This is a genomic window from Streptomyces sp. A2-16 (genome assembly GCF_018128905.1).
Lineage (GTDB): Bacteria > Actinomycetota > Actinomycetes > Streptomycetales > Streptomycetaceae > Streptomyces.
In genome coordinates this window covers 2,659,075-2,679,593 of the sequence record NZ_CP063808.1, presented here as the reverse complement: position 1 = coordinate 2,679,593, position 20,519 = coordinate 2,659,075, and the positions used below count along the sequence as shown (strand labels likewise).

Sequence of the window (20,519 nt, the reverse complement as noted above, 5' to 3'; positions counted from 1 at the left end):
GTACTCCGACCGGGTCAGTCACGGAAACCATGAAGGAGTTGGCTGGTCGGCGCCCTCATCTTGTAGATTCGTATGAACGGAGGCCCTCAGTAACCTCCGTGTTTTCCTGCGGAAACGTTCGCCACAGCCCACGTGACCTGGGACACAGCCCCGGAGGCGGCAGCGGCCGCTCCCCACCCCACCGGACCCCTTCTCCATCGTAGATTTCGAGACAAAGAACGGCGGCGACGAGAATGCGGCTGCGCGCACTGCTGGACACCGACGCGCTGGGCCTGCGGCTGCTCGGCGGCGAGGACGAACTGGATCGCACCGTGCGCGGTGTGATGACCACGGACCTGCGCGACCCCAGCCGCTACCTCTCGGGCGGGGAGGTCGTCCTGACGGGCCTCGCCTGGCGCCGGGACGCCGCCGACTCGGAGCCTTTCGTACGACTCCTGGTGCAGGCCGGGGTGGTGGCGCTGGCGGCCGGCGAGGCGGAGCTGGGCGATGTCCCGGACGACCTGGTCGTCGCGTGTGCCCGGCACCGGCTCCCGCTGTTCGCGGTGCACGAGTCGGTGGCCTTCGCGACGATCACCGAGCATGTCGTACGGCAGGTCTCGGGCGAGCGGGCGGGCGACCTGGCCGCCGTGGTGGACCGCCACCGCCGCATGATGACCTCGGGCCCGGCAGGGGGCGGCCCGGACGTCGTCCTCGATCTGCTCGGCTCGGACCTGGACCTGCGCGCCTGGGTGCTCTCCCCCACCGGCCGCCTGATCGCGGGCCCGAAGGTGTCGGGCCCCGGCCTCCCGGCGGACACCTGCGCCAAGCTGGCGGCCGAGCACCTGGCCGCTGCCCGCACGGGCCGCCGCGGACCGCACCGGGTCACGCTCGGAGCGTCGGCGTACTCCCTCTTCCCGGTCCGCAGTTCGGGCCGCTCCCCCCACGCCTCCAGGGACGTGCGCGAGACGGTCCTGTCCGACTGGCTCCTGGCGGTGGAGGCGGACGCGGGCGACTGGCCGGAGGAGCGCCTGGACCTCCTGCAGGGCGTCACCCAGCTGATCGCGGTCGAGCGGGACCGCAGGGACGCGGCCCGCACGGTCCGCCGCCGCCTGGCCCAGGAGATCCTGGAACTGGTCCAGACGGGAGCGGCCCCGGCCGAGATCGCCGCCCGCCTGAGGGTCGCCGCCCCGGTCCTCCTGCCCGGTCTGGGAGCGGCCCCGCACTGGCAGGTCGTGGTGGCGAGGGTCGAATGGCAGGACGGCGGGCTGGAGGGCGGCCCGGTGGCCCAGTCCCTCCTGGAGGAGATCCTGGTCGACCCGCTCGCGACCGGCCCCGAACCCTCCGACCGCCTGGCGGTGGCGCACACCGGCGACGAGGCGATCGCGCTCGTCCCCCTGCCCGCGGTCTCCAGCGAACACGACGGCTCGGAGTCGGGCATCCTCGCGGACGCACTGCTCGAAGCGGTCCGGGACCCCCTCGCGGCCGGACTGGACGACGACGGCCGGGTCACCCTGGGCGTCAGCGCGTCGGTCCACTCGGCGGAGGGCCTGCGGGGCGCCCTGGAGGAGGCCCGGCACGCGCGCAGAGTCGCGGCGGCACGCCCCGGCAGAGTCTGCGCGGCGGGTCACCAGGAACTCGCCTCGCACGTCCTGCTGCTCCCCTTCGTCCCCGACGACGTGCGCCGGGCTTTCACGGCCCGCCTCCTTGACCCTCTTCGCGACTACGACCGCCGCCACCGGGCCGAGCTGATCCCCACCCTGGAGGCCTTCCTGGACTGCGACGGCTCCTGGACCCGCTGCGCGACGCGCCTCCACCTGCACGTCAACACGCTGCGCTACCGCGTCGGACGGATCGAGCAGTTGACGAGCCGCGACCTCTCACGCCTCGAGGACAAGCTGGATTTCTTCCTGGCACTGCGGATGAGCTGAAACCTGTGGGCGCCCGGACTCCCACGACTTTGTGAATTCTTTCACCCACCCTCTTGGCCCGGCACGCCATTCCGTGCTGAGATGCCGCCACCACTCAAAGCTCGATGGCGCGCTCGGGGAGGGCAATGTGGCGGATACCGCCATGTCTGGTAACGGAACGACCGCCGGTGACGATCCACTCCAGACCGCGGTATGGCGGCTGCGCTCACGGGCCTGCTGGGCCGACGCGGCCGCCCTGCTCCAACCGGTCACCGCACAGGCGGCCCTGCAGAGAGCGGCGCTGCTGGTGGAGCGCTGCCTGTACACGGAACAGGGCTGGCCCGAGGCGGAGGACGCGCTGCGCACCGCCGAGGCCCTGGCCCACAGCGACGACGAACGCGGGGCGGCCGCTTGTGAACGGGGGCAACTTGCGTACGCCTCGACGCTCCACGGGGTCCGGGACCGGGCGGACGAGGCGAGGGCGGCGCTCGGCCGCGCGGCGGCGCTGATCGCTCCCGGGGCGCCGGGAAGGGCGCTCCTCGACTTCCGCCGGGGCCTGTTGGCGGAGAACCTCACCCACTCCCCACAGGCGGCCCGGGCCGCCTACCGCCGCGCCCACGCGGGCGCGACGGCGCAGTCCGACCCCCTGCTGCTCTCCTTCACCTGGCGCCACCTCGCCGGACTCGCCCTGCGGGACGGCGAGTTGGCCGAGGCCCGGCACGGCTTCGCCGAATCACTGAGGATCCGCGAGGAGTTGGGCTACCTGGTGGGCACGGCCCCCGCCCTCGCGTCCCTGGCGGACACGGAAACGGAACCGGAGGCCACACGGCTCCGCGAGGAGGCCCGCCGCCTGTACCGCCTGCTGGGCGGCGTACCCACGTGGCTCTCCCGACAGCTGACACCTCCGGCGGCGACGGCTTGAGTTGACCGAGGCGGCCAGGGGGTGCCGGGTTCGGTTGTCGGGCGGCGGCCAGCTGCACTGGGCCGGAACCGGGCCCGCCTATTGGGGTGCCAGGTGAGGTGGTCGGGCGGCTACCGGCCGGTGGGGGCTGGTCGCGCAGTTCCCCGCGCCCCTGGGGAGTTGCAGTGACCCGGCGCCAGGACAGGCCGTTCGCCGCCACGGCGCCACAACGGACTGAAGGCCACCCGCGCGCCACCACGAGCTGCTCGCCGGATCGTGCGGCACGGCGGGCCGCAAGCCGCGTACGGCGGCAAGGGGACGGGGTGGGGGGTGTCCGCCCGCAGCGGCCGGCGTCCGTTACCGGGCCCTTTTGAATCGGCCGAGCCGCCGGACCGAGGACGGATACCCCCACCCCGGCCCCGACCCCCAACGCACCCGCACGCGCTACGCACGCCCCCACCGAACCGAAACAGGCCGCCGCAGGCACCTCAGGCGCGCGCCCCACCGGCGAAATGCCCGCCCACCAACCCCCGCACCACATCCAGATCCCGCGCGATCAACGCATCCAGCAGCGCCGTGTGCTCCACCGCGTCCGCGAGCAGATCCGCCCGCCCCCGCGACACCGACCCACCCACCAGCGGCCACTGCGACCGCCGGTGCAAGTCCTCAGAGACCTGCACCAGTTGCTCGTTGCCCGACAGCCGCAACACCGCACGGTGAAACGTCCGATCGGCCTCCGCGTACGTCGCCGCGCACCCCGACGACGCGGCCCGCACCGTCGCCTCCGCCACCGGCCGCAGCTCCGCCCACCGCTCCACCGGCACACTCCGCGCCAGCCGCAACACCACCGGCACCTCGATCAGCGCCCGCACCTCGGCCAGCTCCGCCAGCTCACGGGCCCCCCGCTCGACCACCCGGAACCCACGGTTGGGAACGACCTCGACGGCCCCTTCGAGCGCCAGCTGCTGCATGGCCTCCCGCACGGGCGTCGCCGACACCCCGAACCGCTCCCCCAGCGCGGGCGCCGAGTACACCTCACCGGGCCGCAACTCCCCCGCGACCAGCGCCTTGCGCAGGGCGTCGAGGATCTGCCCCCGCACGGATGCCCGCTGCACGACCGGCCGCGGAATCGGCACCTCGCTGTGGGTGTGCTCGCCCCGCACCCCGGGACCCGAGTCGCCCCGCACCCGGGACACGTCGGCGGCCCGCGTCTGCGGCGGCACCCGCACCGCTCCCGCGCCCGCACCCCCGTCCCGCTCCACCTCACCCGTCCCGGCGGAGCCCTGCGCACCCTGCTTCACGGGTCCTCCTCCGGACGTGTCGGTACTTGGGTCATTAACGACGGGTTGTTACTCACCCGTCAAGCACCTTAGGCGCAGAGCGCTCCAGTTCAAATCCCGACGATATCGAGTAAGGTGAGCCTTACCTCAACACGACCGCGAATCGGTGGCCCCGCATGCCCATACAGCTGCCTGCCCCCCGCTCCGCCACCACCAGCGTCACGGCTGCCACCGCCGTCACCGCCGCCTACGCGCGCATGACCGAGGCCCTCCCCGCCGTGACGGTCGCGGAGCTGCCCCAGGACACCCCTCTCCCGGCCACCGACGGCTGGGTCACCGCCGCGGCCCTCGCGCAAGACCCCACCGCCCTGGACACCTTCCTCTCCTGGGACGACGAACAGGTCCGCAGGGACAACGGCAAGCAGGGCCGCCCGGACGTGATCGCCGGCTTCGGACTGCACCGCTACGCCTGGCCGGCCTGCCTCCTCTTCACGACGCCCTGGTTCCTGCACCGCAGAGTCCCCCGCTACCCCGTGACGCACGTCTCGTACGACCGCACCCGGGGCCCGATGGCCCTCGCCGTCCACCCCGGCGCCTTCGCATGCCTCCCGGACGACCCGGCGGCAGCACTCCCCGGCGCGTACACGGTCCCGGACGAGGAGTCCCTGCGCGCCGAGCTGCGGGACGCGGTCGCCGAGCACATGGAGCCGCTCCTCGCCGCCTTCGGCCCGCGCATGCGCCGCCGCGGCAGGGCCCTGTGGGGCATGGTGACCGACGAGATCGTCGAGGGGATCTGGTACGTCGCCGGGCTCCTCGGCGAGCACGAGAAGCGCCGGGCCGAGCACGCCCTGGAACTCCTCCTGCCCGGGACGACGAAGCCGTACGCCGGCTCCCCGGCCTTCCGCGCGCTCGCCGGCCCGGACGGCGAACCCCTGCGCACCCGGGACCGGGTGACCTGCTGCATGTACTACACACTCGAGCCGGACGACACCTGCGCCACCTGTCCGCGCACCTGCGACTCGGACCGGATCGCCAAGCTCACTGCGGCCGCCGCCAGTTGAGGCCCCCTCAGGGGGACCCCGGCGTGTAGCCCCCTCGGACGTCCCGTAAGATCAACGCCGACTGGGACGCCCGTTCGGTTACAGGTAATTCACAACTTCCTCACTCGGCGCAGGAACTTTCCGTGGAACCACCCGTACGGGTAGTCTTATTCGAACTCAACTCCCGCCCCTCAAGCGGCAGTTCGAGCAAAACGCTGCCCTGGGCAATCCCTTGCACTTCCTTGGCGGCCTCTTGCCCCGAAACCCCCTGAGGGTCGGCGGGTGTGGGCCACTATGGCGGGCGTTACGCCCTATCCCAATGCAAGGGACCCCAGATGAGACTGACCGACATATCGCTGAACTGGTTGCTTCCGGGCGCCGTACTGCTCCTGGGCATGCTGGCGGCGGTGGCGGTGCTCGCGCGGAGCAAGCGGTCCGGCGGGGAGCACGCGAAAGACGACTCGTGGGAGCGGAGCGAGGAGCGCCGCAGGCGCAAGGAAGCCATATACGGCACTGCCTCCTATGTCCTCCTGTTCTGCTGTGCGGCGGTCGCCGCGGCACTCTCCTTCAAGGGCCTGGTCGGCTTCGGCGAGCAGAACCTGGGCCTGACCAACGGCTGGCAGTACCTGGTGCCGTTCGGACTGGACGGCGCGGCGATGTTCTGCTCCGTGCTCGCGGTGCGCGAGGCCAGCCACGGTGACGCGGCCCTCGGCTCGCGGATACTCGTGTGGACGTTCGCGGGCGCGGCGGCCTGGTTCAACTGGGTGCACGCACCGCGGGGCTTCGGCCACGACGGCGCCCCCCAGTTCTTCTCCGGCATGTCGCTCTCGGCGGCCGTGCTGTTCGACCGGGCGCTGAAGCAGACCCGCCGGGCCGCACTCCGTGAGCAGGGCCTGGTGCCGCGGCCGCTGCCGCAGATCCGCGTGGTGCGCTGGGTGAGGGCGCCCCGCGAGACGTACAGGGCCTGGTCCCTGATGCTGCTGGAGAACGTCCGCAGCCTCGACGAGGCGGTCGACGAGGTCCGCGAGGACAAGCGTCAGAAGGAGGCGGCCCGTCTTCGGCGCCGCGAGCAGGAACGCGTGGAGCGGGCGCAGCTCAAGGCCATCAGCCGGGGTCATCGCGGCTTCGTCGGCCGGGGCGGCGGGCGCCAGTTGGAGCAGCAGCCGCAGGCCGCTCTGGAGCGTGCCTCCGCGGAGCCCGCGATATCCACCCCGGAGCCGCTGCCGGTGCGCCAGCGTCCCTCTCTCCAGCCCGTCCGCGGGGCCTCCGAGTCGCACTCGGTCGACCTCACCGCGGAGGACGACACAATGGCCCTGCCGCGTCTCGACTCTCTGGAGCGCAAACTCAAGGATCTTGAGCAGCAGTTCGGCTGAGGCCGGGCTGAAGGGCGCGGCCTGAAGGCCGGAGCACCATGGGAAGGGGGCGTGACCGACGCGGTCACGCCCCCTTCCCGTGGTTCACGCCGCTCCGGCGTCGAGTTCGAACCAGACTGCCTTGCCCACACCGTGGGCCCGTACGCCCCAGGCGTCCGCGAGGGACTGCACCAGGATCAGGCCCCTGCCGTGCGTTCCGTCGTCGGCCTTCGTCGCGCGCATCCGGGGCCTGCGGGCCACGAAGTCCCGCACCTCCACCCGCAGGGCCCGCGGCCCCACCGTGGCCGTGACGACCGCGTCGTGGTCGGTGTGCACGAGTGCGTTGGTGACGAGTTCACTGGTGAGCAGTTCGGCTATCTCGGATCGTCCGGGCCTCCCCCAGTGTCGTAACAGCTCACGCAGGGCCCTGCGTGTCTCGGGTACGGCCCCCAGGTCCGCCCGCTCCAGTCTGCGTCGGAGCTGAGGCGACTGCGCCTGCTCCCGGACGCCGTCGGCCTTCTCCTCCATGGTCTGTGCCGAGAAGGCCCCTACTGCCGTGGGACCGCCTCCTCGTGCCTGCCTCTTCATGACCCCCGCCCGCGTGCCGATGTCGGTTCCCCTCCTGCTCGAACACGTTCACGGGGATCCATGCCCCGTAGTTCATGCGGCAGTCATGTCGAATCGTCAACGACCAGGTGTTCGGCCACGTTTGCGGTGGCGACCACGGCCGCGCCGACAGGGCAGGCGACTCCCGGACCACGCCCCGCGAACCGCCGTCCGCGAGGGCGCGGTCGCGACTCTCCGGGCCCGGCGCCGATCCACCCGGGCCGTCCGGCCCGCGGCGCCTGTGCCGCCGGTCCCCTCCGTGCGGCATGTGCCCCGCGAACCGGTGGCCGCGTACCGAACGCCCCGGGCCGTGCGGCACCTCTTCACGAGCGGGAAGGCGCGGGAAAGTACCTGGTCGGCGGCGTGGTACCGGAGGGCGGGCGGAGCGGGCGGACCTGGGCACCCAGGCGCGGAGGGGCCCTCGGGCACCCCACGCGCCCGCCCATGTCCTTGGACGACGAGCCTGCCGTACGACGTCCCGCGCGCCCCTCGAACGGCGCGCACCCCCGCCGCCGGCACCCGAGGATCGGGGCCCGGCGAGCGGGGGTGGGCGGGTGCGACCGATCCCGGAGGCGACAGCGGGCCCCGATGCCGTGGGGCACCCGGCCCACGCGGCCCCGGGACACCGGGACCACCCGGCATGGGCCGATCTGCCGACTGCGCGCTGCCGTCCCGGCCGTACCCGGCGAAGGGCTGGGGCAGCCGGGAAACTGGCCTGAATGTGCCGCTACTTGCTCCCGAGGCCCTTGGTTCCGATGTGAAGGATCTTGTGACTGCCGCGGGTCATGTCGACGACGAGGGTGCTGGTCTGGCCGGCGCTCCAGGTGAGGGTGACGACGGCTTCCGTGTAGTCGCGGGTTCCGTTGTCGGTGACCTTCCAGGCGAGGGGCACGTTCTGGGCGCGCAGGACGCCGTCGGCGTGCTCCTTCTCCTCCCAGGCGGTGAGCTCCTTCTGGAAGGCGGGCGTGAGGTAGTGCGCGCGCAGCGCGTCCTGGAGCGCGCCGCCGCCCTCGTCGTCGACCGCGTCGATGTAGGCGCCGTAGAAGTCGGCGATGCGGGTGATGTTGTCGGACGGCTTGCCGCTGACGCTGCGCGGTGCTCCGGCGGAGGCCTGGGCGGTGACGCCGAGGCCGAGGGCCAGGGCGAGGCCGACGGCCAGGGTGGTGCGGCGGGTCGCCTTGGTCGTGTTCATCTGTCTTCCCCGTTTTCTTTCTGTTGCTGCTGCTGGTGATGTGGTCCGCGGGGCCGCCCGCCCGACCCCCGTGCGGGAGGGCGACCCCGCTGCTCAGTGGAGCTTGTTCACCGCGGTGACGGTCGTCTTCTTGAAGGCCTTCACCGGGGCGTCGCTGAGGCGGCCCATCTGGCCCCAGTCGACGACGGTCACGGTCCGGCCATCCCGTCCGACCGACATGAGGTTGACGTCGAGGGCGCCCCAGGAGCTCTCGGTGTGCAGCCCGTAGACGTGGGCGCCCTCCTCGACGGACAGCTTCCCGTAGTCCTTGCCGGTGGCCTCGGTCTCCGGGTCGGCCTTCTCGATCCGGGCCGCGCAGGACGTGAAGTCCCGGTTCAGCCGGGTGACCAGGCTCTTGGCCGACGCGGTGTCGGGCAGCACCACGGTGACCTGGCGGGCGCCGGTCTCCAGCTCGGTGCGGAAGTCGCGGTGCCACGCGGAGGAGCGGGCCGGGACGTCCGTCTTCGCACAGACGCCGAGCCCCTCCTCACCGGCCCCGCGGGTGACCTTGCCGGCCGTCCACGAGGAACTCGGGTGCGGCGGGAGGTCGGCGGCCGCGAGGAAGCCGGGCGCCTTGGGCGCGGCCTCCGCCGGCGTGGCGAGCGTCGCGCCGAGGGCGAGACCGGTGACGGCGAGGGCGGCCAGTGTGCCGACTCGGGTGCGCATGGGCATGGGTGTCCCCCGTGATGAGTGCATGGAAATGGAATGACGCCCGCCGCCGGTTGGTCGGTCCGGCCCTGGTCGGTGCGACACCAAGAGCATCGGACGTCACAGGAGTCCGGCGCAACGGCTGACGGCCCTTTCGCCGTGGTGGAACCATCCCAGCCCCTCTGACGTGCAGGTATATGGTGTGCCTGGGATACGGATCTGGGGGAGTCGGTGTCGGAAGTACAGGATCACGGGGACGACGTGCAGGAGTTCGCGGCGCTGCTGCGGCGGCTGAAGGAGCGCACGGACCGCAGCTACGGGTCGCTGGCCCGGCGCCTGAACATGAACACCTCGACCCTGCACCGGTACTGCGCGGGCGACGCGGTCCCGGTCGACTTCGCTCCGGTGGAGCGGTTCGCGGCGCTGTGCGGGGCGTCGGCCGCGGAGCGGATGGAACTGCACCGATTGTGGCTGTCGGCGGTGGCGGCGAGACAGCGGCCACGGACCGCGGAGCCGACAGAGCCGTCTGGGCCGTCTGGGCCGTCTGGGCCGTCCGAGCCGTCGCGAGCGTCGGAGTCGTCGGAGGCCCTCGTCGTGTCGGCCCGGGCGGAGGGCGATCCGCGCGCGGAGGCGGCCGGTGGGCCGGGACCGGAGAGCGGGGAAGAGGGAGAGGGCGACAGTGAGCGTGCGGGTGAGCCGGACACCGTGCACGTGACGGCGTCCGCTGCTCCCCCGCCGCTCCCCTGGTACCGCCGTCGGCGTTTCCTCGTCACCGCGGCCGCCGTCGTGGTCGCTCTGGCCACCCTGGGCAGTCTTTCGGCGCTGCCGTCCGGCCGTCCTGCCTCGGACAAGGTGGCCCAGGCTCCCGACCCGTCGTCCCGGACGACCGCGTCGAGCCTGCCCGGCCGTTCCGGATCGCCGTCACCGAGCCCCGACGCCACGTCCGCCTCCCCCTCCACCGGTGCCACCCGAACAGGACCCTCCGCTTCGGCGTCCCCCGGCCGCGGCACCTCGAAGAAGAACACGGGGGCCGGGAAGCAGGGGACCTCCGTCGGCACTCCCCTGACCTGGAGCGCGAACTCCCAGATCTGGGAGGGAGGCTGCGGTCACGACTACGTCATCGACAAGCCGCCCTCCCAGGTTCCCCCGCCCCCGCTCGTCCAGGACGCCGGCACCTGGGCGGCGACCCAGGGCGCGATCCACGGGCGGGAGACGAAGGTGCAGATCTCCGTGCAGGGGCGGTCGTCCACGGCCGTCGTCCTGGAGGCGCTCCGCGTCCGGATCACCGGCCGCAGCTCCCCGGCACCCGGTATCGCGTACGCCATGGACCAGGGCTGCGGCGGCGGGCTCACCCCCCGCGGCTTCGACGTCAACCTGGACATCGACCGCCCCATCGCCCACGCGGTCGCCGGCAACGACAGCGGACAGACCGTGCCCGCGGTGGAGTTCCCCTACCGGGTCTCCGCCACGGACCCGGAGGTGCTGCTGGTCACCGCGACGACGCAGACGTACGACTGCAACTGGTACCTCGAACTCGACTGGTCCTCCCAGGGCCGCACCGGCACGGTCCGCATCGACGACCACGGCCGTCCGTTCCGCACGACCAGCACCAAGGGCCTGACCCGTCTCTGGTACGGCACGAACGCCGCGGGCGAGCGGGCGTGGGTGAAATCCGAGGGCTAGGAGCCGGCCGGGGAACCCACGCGGTGCGCCGTGCCGTCGGCGTCCACGTAGGTGAACTCCCTTAGTCCGTAAGGCGTGTCGGCCGGCCCGACGAAGCGGCCCTCGACTCCGGACGCCGCCCATTCGGCATGGACGGCGTCGGCGTCACTCACATAGAGGTAGACGACGGCTCCGGTGCGCAGCGGATCGTGCTCGGACCACTCGCTGAGGTGGATCGAGACCGCGCCCCGCTCGACGAAGCCGTACCGCTCCGGACCGTCGTAGGCACGTGCGGCGAAGCCCAGTCGGCGGTATCGCTCCAGGGCCGCGTCGAGGTCGCGGACCGGGACGACGGGCGCGACCTCGGTGAAGGAGATGTCCGGCATGCGGCCAGTCTCGCACCCACGCGACCCTCAGGGCCGGGGCACGTTGCGGATGTTGGAGCGGGCCATCTGGAGCATGCGGCCGACTCCGCCGTCGAGGACGATCTTCGAGGCGGACAGGGCGAAGCCGGTGACCATCTCGGCGCTGATCTTCGGCGGAATGGAGAGCGCGTTGGGGTCGGTGACGATGTCGACGAGGGCGGGCCCCTTGTGCTTGAACGCCGACTTCAGCGCCCCGGCGAGGTCCTTGGGCTTCTCGACACGCACGCCGTAGGCCCCGCAGGCCTGGGCCACGGCCGCGAAGTCGGGGTTCTTGTTGGCGGTGCCGTAGGACGGGAGCCCGGCGACCAGCATCTCCAACTCGACCATGCCGAGCGAGGAGTTGTTGAAGAGGACGACCTTCACGGGAAGGTCGTACTGCACGAGGGTCAGGAAGTCGCCCATCAGCATGGAGAATCCACCGTCCCCGGACATCGACACGACCTGTCGCTTCCGGTCGGTGAACTGCGCCCCGATCGCCATCGGCAGCGCGTTCGCCATGGACCCGTGCGAGAACGAACCGATCACGCGGCGACGGCCGTTGGGCGAGATGTAACGGGCGGCCCACACATTGCACATACCGGTGTCGACGGTGAACACCGCGTCGTCGTCGGCGAGTTCGTCCAGCACGGAGGCCACGTACTCGGGGTGGATCGGGACGTGCTTCTCGACCTTGCGGGTGTACGCCTTGACGACCCCTTCGAGCGCGTCGGCGTGCTTCTTGAGCATCTTGTCGAGGAAGCGCCGGTTCGTCTTCTCCTTCACCCGCGGCGTCAGACACCGCAGGGTCTCCTTCACATCGCCCCAGACGGCGAGGTCGAGCTTGGAGCGGCGGCCGAGGTGTTCGGGCCGTACGTCGACCTGCGCGATCTGGACGTCGTCGGGGAGGAAGGCGTTGTACGGGAAGTCGGTGCCGAGCAGGATCAGCAGATCGCACTCGTGGGTGGCCTCGTAGGCGGCGCCGTAGCCGAGCAGACCGCTCATGCCGACGTCGAAGGGGTTGTCGTACTGGATCCACTCCTTGCCCCTGAGGGCGTGCCCCACCGGTGACTTGATCTTCTCCGCGAACTCCATGACCTCGGCGTGCGCGCCCGCGGTGCCGCTGCCGCAGAACAGGGTGACCTTGTCGGCCTTGTCGATCATCTCGACGAGCTTGTCGATCTCCGTGTCACCGGGGCGGACGGAGGGCCGGGAGGTGACGAGGGCGGTCTCGGCGGCCTTCTCGGGGGCGGGCTGGTCGGCGATGTCGCCGGGGAGGGTGACGACGCTGACGCCGGAGCGGCCGACGGCGTTCTGGATGGCGGTCTGCAGCAGCCTCGGCATCTGCTTCGGGTTGGAGATCATCTCGCTGTAGTGGCTGCACTCGCGGAACAGCTGATCGGGATGGGTCTCCTGGAAGTAGCCGAGACCGATCTCGCTGGACGGGATGTGCGAGGCGAGGGCGAGGACGGGGGCCATCGAGCGGTGGGCGTCGTAGAGGCCGTTGATGAGGTGCAGGTTGCCGGGCCCGCAGGAGCCGGCGCACGCGGCCAGTTTTCCGGTGATCTGTGCTTCCGCCCCCGCGGCGAAGGCGGCGGTCTCCTCGTGCCGGACATGCACCCAGTCGATGGCGGCGTTGCGGCGCACCGCGTCCACGACCGGGTTGAGGCTGTCGCCGACGACGCCGTAGAGGCGTTTCACCCCCGCCTTGACGAGGATGTCCACGAACTGCTCGGCGACGTTCTGTTTGGCCATGGCTCCATGCACCCCTTCGGTCTCCTTGGGTCCATCAATCCACAATGGCCGCGATCACGCCTCCCAAACACCGGCAGCCGTACGGTCGTCGGCATATCCCTTGACCCTGACTTGGGAGTCGGCGAAGAACGCGGCGAGACCGGGCGGGGTGGGGCCCGACCACCTTCCCGTGAGGTACTCGCACAGTTCGGGCTCGCCGCGCAGGGGATCGGCGAGGCCGCCGGTGCACATCAGGAGGGTGTCACCCGGCCGGGCGACGGAGGCACGGAAACGGAAGGCTTCGCGAGGCGGCTCGGGGGCGGGCTCGTAGGGGCTCGGGGGTGTGGGGATGCCCAGATCCATGGTGAGGCGGTCGCCGTCGGGCGTCTCGGAGGGCAGTGAGCCGAACCCGACGACCGGTTCACCGATGGTGTCGGTGATCCGGGGTTCGATGTCGTGCCACTCGCCGTCCCGCAGGCGGAAGAGACCGCCCGCGCCGACGCCGAAGAAGACCCGAATACGGCAGTCGGGGTCGGCGGGCAGGAGGAGACAGCGCAGGGTGGCGGCGTACTCCTCCGGGTCGATGCCCTGCTCCACGGCGCTGGCGCGGAGCTTGCCGAGACTGCGGTCGGTGAGCCGGTGCAGCCCCGACTTGAGGTCGCCCCTGCGGGCGGCGCCGATGTCCTGCGCGAGCCGGGCATGGCTGCGTCCCACGGCCCGGCCGATCCAGTGACACGCCTCGGCGGCGGCGCGGTGGGCACCGGGGGTGGCGCGGGCGCCGGTGGCCATGGCGACGAGGACCAGCGCCTGGTCGCCGGTGCCGAAACGGGCGGTGAGCAGGGAGTCCCGCCGGGGCTCGCCCCGGAACCTGGCCGAGTCCCCGCGCACGGACACCGCGCGCAGCGTGCAGGCCCCGTACCTGGCCCCGTCCAGCACGGTGTCCGCGACCAGGTCGTCGAGCTCGTCTGGGTCGGCCGGCGGGAGGGCGGTGGGTTCGGCGTCGTAGGTGGGCGGCCCGGAGCCGACGAATCCGACGGGGGCGGGAGGCAGGGTGGGCAGGTCCACTCGGGTAGCCGTGCGGAGTGCCTGCGGCGCGGGAGTGGAGGAGTCGCCGGGCCGCTGCTCCTGACGGGGGTCGCGGTCCGGGGCATGTGCGGGGGGTTCGGGTGCGGGGTTGGGCTGGGTGGATGGGGGGCCGACGGGGTGGGGTGGTGCGGCTTCAGGAATTTCAGGGCCGGGGTCGGGGTCGGAGTCGGAGCTGGGACCGGTGCCGGGTGCGGGTCCGGACGCAGGTGCGGAGGCGGGTGCGGGTCCGGACGCAGGTGCGGGTGCGGGTGCGGGTCCGGACACAGGTGCGGGTGCGGGTGCGGGTGCGGGTGCGGCGGCCCACCAGTCCCCTTCGGTACGACGTGTACCGGCTCCGTCTCCGCCCGACGCCCCTGGGAGACTCTCGGCGCGGTCGGCGCTGTGCGCGTCCCCGACACGGCCGACGGTATCCCTGGGGTCGACGGCGGCGCTTTCCCCCGAATCGCCCTCCCGCGACCCGTCGCCGACCGGGCCACCCTCACGGCTGGACGAGCCGACCCGCTCGGCATCCTGCGGTGGCGGGGGCGGTGCCGTCGGGCGGGGTGGTGTGGACGGGGTCGGGGGTGGTGCGGTCGGCGGCCTTGGGGGCTCGGCCGGCATGCGCGAGGCAGGGACGGTCGTGGCCGGAGGCGTCTCCGTGGACGCACGCCCACCGGGTGGCGAGGAGGGGCGGTCGTCGGGGGCGCGCTCGACGAAGCCTGATGGCTTGGGGCCGGGCGGGAAGGACGCGGGTGTGTCGGGGGGCGGTTCCCACGGGGCCCGGTGCCCGCCCGGTGCGGAAGCCGGAGCGTCGGAGACGCCTGTCCGCGGCGCGGGAACCCCGGTACCGGGCCGGATCCCTTGCTCGTCCACGACCCCCCGGCGCCCGCTGTCCTCGGCCGAGGCGGACGGCCCCGCTGTTTCGCCCGCACGGGACCCGGCACCCGCACGGCCGGCGCTCGCCCACCCGGTGTCCTGGTCTCCGGCGCCGTCGGCGCCGTGCCGCACCGTCCCCGCCGCGGAGGCGAAGCGGTCGTCCAGGGTGTCCGGGGCCCGGGTGGGGCCCGTGTCGTCGGTGGAGTCGTACAGCTGCCCCCACCAGTCGTCCTCGTGACCGGTGGGCTTTCCCCCCTGCTGGCTCATGCCCCCAATTGTCCACCGCACGGGCCGTATGAAAACGGGGCATCCGGAAAATCAGGCCCGACCGGGCGCGTCGAACGGCGTGGCGAGTGAGCTGTCGAACAGGTGTGGCCCATGAGGTTTGCCGACGCCGGGCCGTGTCCTGCGACGGCTTCGGACCGGGTGCGCTCCAGCCGCCTCCCGCATTCCCTGACCGATCAGGGCTGATCTGCGGTTCCTTTCACCGTCCGGCACCCTGGACGAATGGGAGTGTGGGACCTCCTGCTGGTCGGCCTGGTCATGCTGTTCGGCCTGGTCGGGGTTCTGGTGCCCGGTGTGCCGGGCTCGTGGCTGGTGTGGGCCGCGGTGCTGTGGTGGGCGCTGAAGGATCCGCAGCCGGTCGCGTGGGGGGTGCTCGTGGCCGCCACCGCCGCCTTGCTCCTCTCCCAGGTGGTGCGCTGGGCGCTGCCCCCACGCCGGCTGCGGGCGAGCGGGGCCACCCCGCGCATGGGGGTGTACGCCGGGGTGGGCGCGTTTCTCGGGTTCTTCCTGATCCCCGTGCTCGGCGCGATCCCCGGTTTCATCGGCGGCATCTACCTCTCGGAACGCCTTCGCCTGGGCCGCCACGGCGAGGCGAGGGCCGCCCTGCGCACGGCGATGCACTCGGGCGGCTCCAGCGTGCTGGCGGAGCTGTTCACCTGCCTGCTGATCATGGGGGCGTGGCTGGGGGCGGTGCTGTGGGGCTGACCCAGGAGGGCAGCCCCGGTCGGTCCCCGGTCGGTCCTCGGCCGGTATTCCGATGTGCGGGCGGCGTGGGCGTGTTTGGGTGGCTGCCATGACCGAATTCAGTGAGGCCGAGCGCGCGTATCTGAGGTCCCAGCGGCTGGGGCGGCTCGCCACCGTCGATCCGCACGGACAGCCGCAGGCGAACCCGGTCGGCTTCTTCCCGCAGGACGACGGCACCATCCTGATCGGCGGCCACGCGATGGGCCGCACCAAGAAATGGCGCAACCTCCGGACGAACCCGAAGGTCGCGCTGGTCGTCGACGACATCGCCAGCCTGAAACCGTGGCGGGTACGTGGCATCGACATCCGCGGGGAGGCCGAACTCCTCACGGGCCCGCACGAATTGGGCCCGCACTTCAGCGAGGAGCTGATCCGCATCCATCCGCGGCGGATCCACAGCTGGGGGCTGGAGGAGTCCTAGAGGCTGCCCTCCAGGGTGAGCAGGGCCGTCTTGCGCTCCAGCCCGCCCGCGTACCCGGTGAGGGAGCCGTTCGCGCCGATCACGCGGTGGCACGGGCGGAGGATCAGCAGGGGGTTCGCGCCGATCGCCCCGCCCACGGCGCGGACGGCGACACGGGAGGCTCCGACGCGGGCGGCGATCTCGCCGTACGTCGTGGTCGCGCCGTACGGGACGTCGTCGAGGGCGTCCCAGACGCGGGTCCGGAACTCGGTGCCCTCGGGGCACAACTTCAGCTGGAACTCCTTGAGTTCACCGGCGAAGTAGGCGGCGAGCTGCTCCCGGGCGTCCCCGAAGGGGGCCGGGTCGTGGACCCAACCCTCCTGCACGGTACGGCCGTTCTTCTGCCCGGGGACGGACAGCGAGGTCAGCGCGCCGGTCTCGTCGGCGGTGAGGAGCAGGGTCCCGACGGGGCTGTCGAGGTGGGTCCAGCGGGTGGTCATGATTGCTCCAACTCTCCTGCTGTGCGCAGGTGTTGCCAGGCGTAGGAGCGCCAGGGGCGCCAGATGTCGGGGGTGTCGAGGCCCGGTGGGGCGACATCGGGGTCGCCGAGGGCGCGGGCCCGGATGACGGCGACGGTACGGGCGTCGAGGCCGGGCAGGGCGAGCAGCGCGTGCTGCGCCTCGTCGCGGTCGGCGCCCGGGTCCAGTCGTACGGTGCCGTCGGCCAGGGCGGTGGCCAGGGTGCCCAGGGGTCCGGTGGTCCCGGAAAGGGCCGCGGGCTCGGGGAAGAGGTGGGTGAGGCTGCCGCAGGGCGCGTCCAGGGTCTTGCCGTACCGCTCGACGAGCTGTTGCGCCGCGCTGCGGCCCACCAGTGTCCGTACGGCGAACTCCTCGGGGTCGGCGGCGCCGGGCGAGCGGAGGCCGGGGCGGGCGGCGACCAGGGGGGCGAGCCGGGTGTCCTCGGCGAGGCGCTCGTCGACGGCGAAGGGATCGGCGTCGAGGTCGAAGAGCCGCCGCAGCCGTCCGACGGCGGTGGTCAGGTCGCGGGGGTCGGTGAGGTGCAGATGGGCGTCGAGCCAGCCGCCGGGGTGCGCGCCCGAGGTGGTCCTGGTCGTGCCGGGGCGTTCGTGGACGGCGACGATGCCGGTGCCGTGCGGGAGGCGGAGGGTGCGGCGGTAGGTGCGCCTGCCCGGTGCCCCGCTCACCTCCTCGACGCCGGGTACGGCCTCGCTCTCCAGCAGGTCGAGGACGGCGCCGGAGCGGTAGGGGCCGCGGTGGGCGAGCCGTAGCGGAATGCCCGCGTCGGGGGTGGCCGCGCGGCGGGTGGTCCGGGCGGCGGCCCGCAGGTCGCTGGGCGTGGAGGCGTAGATCTCGCGGACCGTGTCGTTGAACTGCCGCACGCTGGCGAAGCCCGACGCGAACGCGATCTCCGTGACCGGCAGGCCGGTGGTCTGGAGCAGGACGCGTGCGGTGTGGGCCCGCTGTGCGCGGGCCAGGGCGACGGGTCCGGCGCCGAGTTCGGCGGTGAGCTGGCGCTGGACCTGCCGTGTGCTGTAGCCGAGGCGGCCGGCGAGCCCGGCGACGCCCTCCCGGTCGACGACTCCGTCGCCGATCAGGCGCATCGCCCGGCCCACCACGTCCGCCCGGACGTTCCAGTCGGCGGAGCCGGGGACCGCGTCCGGACGGCACCGCCGGCAGGCCCGGAAACCGGAACCCTGCGCGGCGGCGGCCGTCGCGTAGAAGCGGACGTTGTGGCGTTTCGGGGTGACCGCGGGACAGCTGGGCCGGCAGTAGATCCCAGTCGTCTCGACGGCGAAGAAGAACTCCCCGTCGAACCGGGCGTCCCGGCTGCGGACGGCTTCGTACCTGGTGTCTTCGTCCATCACGTGTTCCAGTGTCCGCCGCCGGGGAGGGTACGGCTGGCGGAAAACGGACACGACGATCGGTTCTGCCGGTGGGCGGGTGCGGGTCCGTCGGGGCCGGTCGCGCAGTTCCCCGCGCCCCTGAGTGGGTGCAGTCCGGCCACGCCCAGCCGTAACCCACCTGGGGGCGCGGGGAACTGCGCGACCAGCCCCCACCCAGCCGCACCCGACGAACGACCGGCTACGCCCAGCGCCCCCGCTTCGCCTCCATCGCCGCCTTGCCCTGCGCCCCCCGCTTCTTCCACTCCTTCCGAATCTCCGAACGGAGCCTCGCATCCGTCTTCGCCACGATCCGCTGGTTCTCCCGGATCAGCTTCCGGTAGCTCTCCAGCCGCCGCTCGGGCAGCTCACCGGAGTCGATCGCGGCCAGGACCGCGCACCCCGGCTCGCTCTCGTGCCCGCAGTCGTGGAAGCGGCACTGCTGCGCCAGTTCCTCGATCTCGGAGAAGACCTGTCCGACACCGGTCTCGGCGTCCCACAGGCCCACGCCCCTGAGGCCGGGCGTGTCGATCAGGACGCCGCCGCCGGGCATTGCGAGGAGGTTGCGGGTGGTGGTGGTGTGGCGCCCCTTCCCGTCCGCGTCCCGCGTGGCCTGCACGGTCATCGTGTCCTCGCCGACGAGCGCGTTCGCCAGGGTGGACTTCCCGGCACCGGACTGTCCGAGCAGCACGGTCGTGCCACTGGAGACGACCGCGACGAGCACGTCGAGGCCGTCACCGTCCAGGGCGCTGACGGTCAGCACCGGAACTCCCGGTGCCGTCGTCTCCACGTCCTGCACGAGATGCGAGAGGGTCACCGCGTCCGGCACGAGGTCGGCCTTGGTGAGGACGACGACCGGCTGGGCGCCGGACTCCCAGGCCAGGGCCAGGAACCGTTCGATGCGGCCGAGGTCGAGTTCGACGGCCAGCGACACGGCGACGATCGCGTGGTCGACGTTGGCCGCGAGGATCTGCCCCTCGGACCTCTTGGAGGAGGTGGAGCGCACGAAGGCGGTACGGCGTGGCAGATACGTCCGTACGTAGCGCGGGTTGCCCCCGGGTTCGACGACGGCCCAGTCGCCGGTGCACAGGACCCGCATCGGGTCGTGCGGGGTGACGAAGGCGGTGTCGGCCCGCAGCATCCCGTCGGCGGTGACGATGTCGCACTGCCCGCGGTCGACCCGGACCACCCGTCCGGGCAGCAGCCCCTCGGGCTCGTAGGGGGCGAACGCGTCCGCCCATGCCTCGTCCCAGCCGTAGGGAGCGAGAGCGGAGAAAACATGAGAAGTGGAGCTGGAAGTCGAGCTGGAAGTCAAGGGAGACCCTTCACAAGGGTGGCCCCGGCACGAGGAGTTGGTGTCAGCCGACGGCCACGGAGGTGGACTTGATGATCTGGATGCGGGCAGCGCTCGTCGCAAAGACAGCCATCGGTCGACACCTCCCTCGTCCTCACTCGTGGGGCACGGCAGCCATGAGCCGCCGTGCGAAGCGGTCCCACCTTAGAGGCACCGGCATCGGGGGCGCCACCGTATTTCCGGGGCCCGTCGCGGGAGGCCCGGGTCTCCCGCCTCACTCGAACAGCCCGGTGCGCTGGTCGTACGGGAGGAGCGGTTGTGGCATGGGAAGCGACCCCCACCTCCAGGAGCGCTCGTGATGACCCACCGTCCGTCCCGTCCGTCCCGTCCCCTGCGTGTTCTCGCCCCGGCGCTGGCAGCCGGAGTCCTGCTGACGACCGCCGCGTGTTCGGACGGCGACGACAGCGGCCCGGCGCGCGCGGACACCTCGGAGATCTCGTCCTCGCCCCTCGCGCAGGAGTCCCCGGCCCCGCTCACCGAGGCCGGGGCGCGGGCCGCGCTGGTGACCGAGGCGGACCTGGAGGACGACTGGACGCAGGTGAAGAACGCGGCCGACTGGCGCGACAGCCTGCTGGTCGGCAAGGTGGACGTGGCCGACTTCCTCACCGGCAAGGCGGACGCGGCCGACTGCCAGAAGCTTCTCGACCGGCTCTACTCCGAGGACCTGCTGGGCAAGCCGTCCGGGGCGTCCGCGCTCACCGGCTTCCAGGAGGGCGAGTCCCGGCTGCTGTACCAGGTCGCCGCCTACGACAAGGCCGGGCTCGACTCGTCGTTCGACTGGCTGGGGAGTCTGCCGGTCAAGTGCGACCAGTTCACGGCCAAGGACAGCTCCGGCGCCGCGCGCACGGTCCAGGTGACCGGGTTCTCCCTGCCCGCGGAGGGCGATGCCCGACAGGGGCTGCGGGTCACGGTCCAGGGCACCTCGGGCGGAGCTCCCACCACCCTCACCCTCGATGTCGCGGCCGTGCGGGTCGGCACGGACGCGATCACCGTCACCAACGGCGGCCTCGACGGGGCCGACAGGGACAGCACCGAACAGGCGGTGAAGCTGGGCACGCCCCGCCTGAAGGACGTCCAGGCCGGCCGGACCCCGTCCGCCGACCCGGGGGAGATCGACTGAGGGCACGGGGGGGCGGGCCGAGGGCCGGGCGGGC

18 protein-coding genes are annotated in these 20,519 nt (G+C 72.5%); 8 read left to right on the top strand and 10 right to left on the bottom strand.

What is annotated here, in order from left to right; all coding sequences use genetic code 11:
* The first annotated feature begins 233 nt into the window (after positions 1–233).
* Positions 234–1,907, top strand: a complete 1,674-nt coding sequence (locus IOD14_RS12085) for a PucR family transcriptional regulator ligand-binding domain-containing protein (protein WP_123994703.1) — start codon at positions 234–236, stop codon at positions 1,905–1,907.
* Positions 1,908–2,034: 127 nt separating this feature from the next.
* Positions 2,035–2,808, top strand: coding sequence for a hypothetical protein (locus IOD14_RS12080; RefSeq protein WP_123994704.1), 774 nt, complete (start codon positions 2,035–2,037; stop codon positions 2,806–2,808).
* A 467-nt stretch (positions 2,809–3,275) separates the two neighbouring features.
* Here the strand turns inward: IOD14_RS12080 and IOD14_RS12075 are convergent, their stop codons facing one another.
* On the bottom strand, positions 3,276–4,088 hold the full coding sequence (locus tag IOD14_RS12075) for a GntR family transcriptional regulator (protein ID WP_123994705.1): 813 nt from the start codon (positions 4,086–4,088) through the stop codon (positions 3,276–3,278).
* Between the two features lie 155 nt (positions 4,089–4,243).
* On the opposite strand from IOD14_RS12075, the gene IOD14_RS12070 reads away from it, so the two are divergent.
* Complete coding sequence (locus IOD14_RS12070) at positions 4,244–5,128, top strand: (2Fe-2S)-binding protein (RefSeq protein ID WP_212670226.1); 885 nt, start codon at positions 4,244–4,246, stop codon at positions 5,126–5,128.
* 314 nt (positions 5,129–5,442) lie between these two features.
* Positions 5,443–6,480: a DUF2637 domain-containing protein gene (locus IOD14_RS12065; RefSeq protein WP_123994707.1), complete on the top strand. Its 1,038-nt coding sequence runs from the start codon at positions 5,443–5,445 to the stop codon at positions 6,478–6,480.
* 84 nt (positions 6,481–6,564) lie between these two features.
* Here IOD14_RS12065 and IOD14_RS12060 read toward each other — a convergent pair whose 3' ends face one another.
* From IOD14_RS12060 to IOD14_RS12050, 3 genes are all read right to left on the bottom strand, one after another.
* Complete coding sequence (locus IOD14_RS12060; RefSeq protein WP_123994708.1) at positions 6,565–6,987, bottom strand: ATP-binding protein; 423 nt, start codon at positions 6,985–6,987, stop codon at positions 6,565–6,567.
* Positions 6,988–7,792: 805 nt separating this feature from the next.
* On the bottom strand, positions 7,793–8,257 hold the full coding sequence (locus tag IOD14_RS12055) for a hypothetical protein (RefSeq protein WP_212670225.1): 465 nt from the start codon (positions 8,255–8,257) through the stop codon (positions 7,793–7,795).
* A gap of 93 nt (positions 8,258–8,350) precedes the next feature.
* The gene (locus IOD14_RS12050) at positions 8,351–8,968 is read right to left on the bottom strand and encodes a hypothetical protein (RefSeq protein ID WP_123994710.1); all 618 of its coding nucleotides are present in this window, start codon (positions 8,966–8,968) and stop codon (positions 8,351–8,353) included.
* A 207-nt stretch (positions 8,969–9,175) separates the two neighbouring features.
* Here IOD14_RS12050 and IOD14_RS12045 point away from each other — a divergent pair, with 207 nt between their 5' ends.
* A complete protein-coding gene (locus IOD14_RS12045) occupies positions 9,176–10,627 on the top strand; it encodes a helix-turn-helix domain-containing protein (RefSeq protein WP_212670224.1) in 1,452 nt (483 codons plus the stop codon).
* Here the strand turns inward: IOD14_RS12045 and IOD14_RS12040 are convergent.
* The 3 genes from IOD14_RS12040 to IOD14_RS44240 are packed head-to-tail and all read right to left on the bottom strand — an operon-like array spanning position 10,624 to position 14,949.
* Positions 10,624–10,992 (bottom strand): VOC family protein, encoded by a 369-nt coding sequence (locus IOD14_RS12040; RefSeq protein ID WP_123994712.1) that lies wholly within the window; start codon positions 10,990–10,992, stop codon positions 10,624–10,626. The genes IOD14_RS12045 and IOD14_RS12040 overlap by 4 nt on opposite strands.
* A 27-nt stretch (positions 10,993–11,019) precedes the next feature.
* Positions 11,020–12,762 (bottom strand): pyruvate dehydrogenase, encoded by a 1,743-nt coding sequence (locus IOD14_RS12035; protein ID WP_212670223.1) that lies wholly within the window; start codon positions 12,760–12,762, stop codon positions 11,020–11,022.
* Positions 12,763–12,816: 54 nt separating this feature from the next.
* Positions 12,817–14,949 carry a protein phosphatase 2C domain-containing protein gene (locus IOD14_RS44240; protein WP_249125899.1) on the bottom strand — a complete coding sequence of 711 codons (2,133 nt, stop codon included), beginning with the start codon at positions 14,947–14,949 and terminating at the stop codon, positions 12,817–12,819.
* Between the two features lie 240 nt (positions 14,950–15,189).
* Here IOD14_RS44240 and IOD14_RS12025 point away from each other — a divergent pair, with 240 nt between their 5' ends.
* Entirely contained in the window at positions 15,190–15,672 is a 483-nt protein-coding gene (locus IOD14_RS12025; RefSeq protein ID WP_123992404.1) for a DUF456 domain-containing protein, read from the top strand.
* 88 nt (positions 15,673–15,760) lie between these two features.
* Entirely contained in the window at positions 15,761–16,132 is a 372-nt protein-coding gene (locus tag IOD14_RS12020) for a PPOX class F420-dependent oxidoreductase (protein WP_123992403.1), read from the top strand.
* Here IOD14_RS12020 and IOD14_RS12015 read toward each other — a convergent pair.
* From IOD14_RS12015 to rsgA, 3 genes are all read right to left on the bottom strand, one after another.
* Entirely contained in the window at positions 16,129–16,611 is a 483-nt protein-coding gene (locus tag IOD14_RS12015; RefSeq protein WP_212670221.1) for a methylated-DNA--[protein]-cysteine S-methyltransferase, read from the bottom strand. The genes IOD14_RS12020 and IOD14_RS12015 overlap by 4 nt on opposite strands.
* Positions 16,608–17,993 carry a DNA-3-methyladenine glycosylase 2 family protein gene (locus IOD14_RS12010; RefSeq protein WP_212673254.1) on the bottom strand — a complete coding sequence of 462 codons (1,386 nt, stop codon included), beginning with the start codon at positions 17,991–17,993 and terminating at the stop codon, positions 16,608–16,610. The genes IOD14_RS12015 and IOD14_RS12010 overlap by 4 nt, the downstream gene beginning before the upstream one ends.
* A 220-nt stretch (positions 17,994–18,213) precedes the next feature.
* Positions 18,214–19,326 carry a ribosome small subunit-dependent GTPase A gene (gene rsgA, locus IOD14_RS12005; protein ID WP_212670220.1) on the bottom strand — a complete coding sequence of 371 codons (1,113 nt, stop codon included), beginning with the start codon at positions 19,324–19,326 and terminating at the stop codon, positions 18,214–18,216.
* Between the two features lie 337 nt (positions 19,327–19,663).
* Here rsgA and IOD14_RS12000 point away from each other — a divergent pair, with 337 nt between their 5' ends.
* The gene (locus IOD14_RS12000) at positions 19,664–20,485 is read left to right on the top strand and encodes a hypothetical protein (protein ID WP_123992400.1); all 822 of its coding nucleotides are present in this window, start codon (positions 19,664–19,666) and stop codon (positions 20,483–20,485) included.
* Positions 20,486–20,519: the final 34 nt, after the last annotated feature.

Bases quoted from the DNA above. Each gene is read 5' to 3' on its own strand.
- IOD14_RS12085 (WP_123994703.1), top strand. From the start codon at position 234: ATGCGGCTGCGCGCACTGCTGGACACCGACGCGCTGGGCCTGCGGCTG.
- IOD14_RS12070 (WP_212670226.1), top strand. From the start codon at position 4,244: ATGCCCATACAGCTGCCTGCCCCCCGCTCCGCCACCACCAGCGTCACG.
- IOD14_RS12065 (WP_123994707.1), top strand. From the start codon at position 5,443: ATGAGACTGACCGACATATCGCTGAACTGGTTGCTTCCGGGCGCCGTA.
- IOD14_RS12060 (WP_123994708.1), bottom strand. From the start codon at position 6,987: ATGGAGGAGAAGGCCGACGGCGTCCGGGAGCAGGCGCAGTCGCCTCAG.
- IOD14_RS12055 (WP_212670225.1), bottom strand. From the start codon at position 8,257: ATGAACACGACCAAGGCGACCCGCCGCACCACCCTGGCCGTCGGCCTC.
- IOD14_RS12050 (WP_123994710.1), bottom strand. From the start codon at position 8,968: ATGCCCATGCGCACCCGAGTCGGCACACTGGCCGCCCTCGCCGTCACC.
- IOD14_RS12040 (WP_123994712.1), bottom strand. From the start codon at position 10,992: ATGCCGGACATCTCCTTCACCGAGGTCGCGCCCGTCGTCCCGGTCCGC.
- IOD14_RS12035 (WP_212670223.1), bottom strand. From the start codon at position 12,762: ATGGCCAAACAGAACGTCGCCGAGCAGTTCGTGGACATCCTCGTCAAG.
- IOD14_RS44240 (WP_249125899.1), bottom strand. From the start codon at position 14,949: ATGAGCCAGCAGGGGGGAAAGCCCACCGGTCACGAGGACGACTGGTGG.
- IOD14_RS12025 (WP_123992404.1), top strand. From the start codon at position 15,190: ATGGGAGTGTGGGACCTCCTGCTGGTCGGCCTGGTCATGCTGTTCGGC.
- IOD14_RS12020 (WP_123992403.1), top strand. From the start codon at position 15,761: ATGACCGAATTCAGTGAGGCCGAGCGCGCGTATCTGAGGTCCCAGCGG.
- IOD14_RS12015 (WP_212670221.1), bottom strand. From the start codon at position 16,611: ATGACCACCCGCTGGACCCACCTCGACAGCCCCGTCGGGACCCTGCTC.
- IOD14_RS12010 (WP_212673254.1), bottom strand. From the start codon at position 17,993: ATGGACGAAGACACCAGGTACGAAGCCGTCCGCAGCCGGGACGCCCGG.
- IOD14_RS12000 (WP_123992400.1), top strand. From the start codon at position 19,664: ATGACCCACCGTCCGTCCCGTCCGTCCCGTCCCCTGCGTGTTCTCGCC.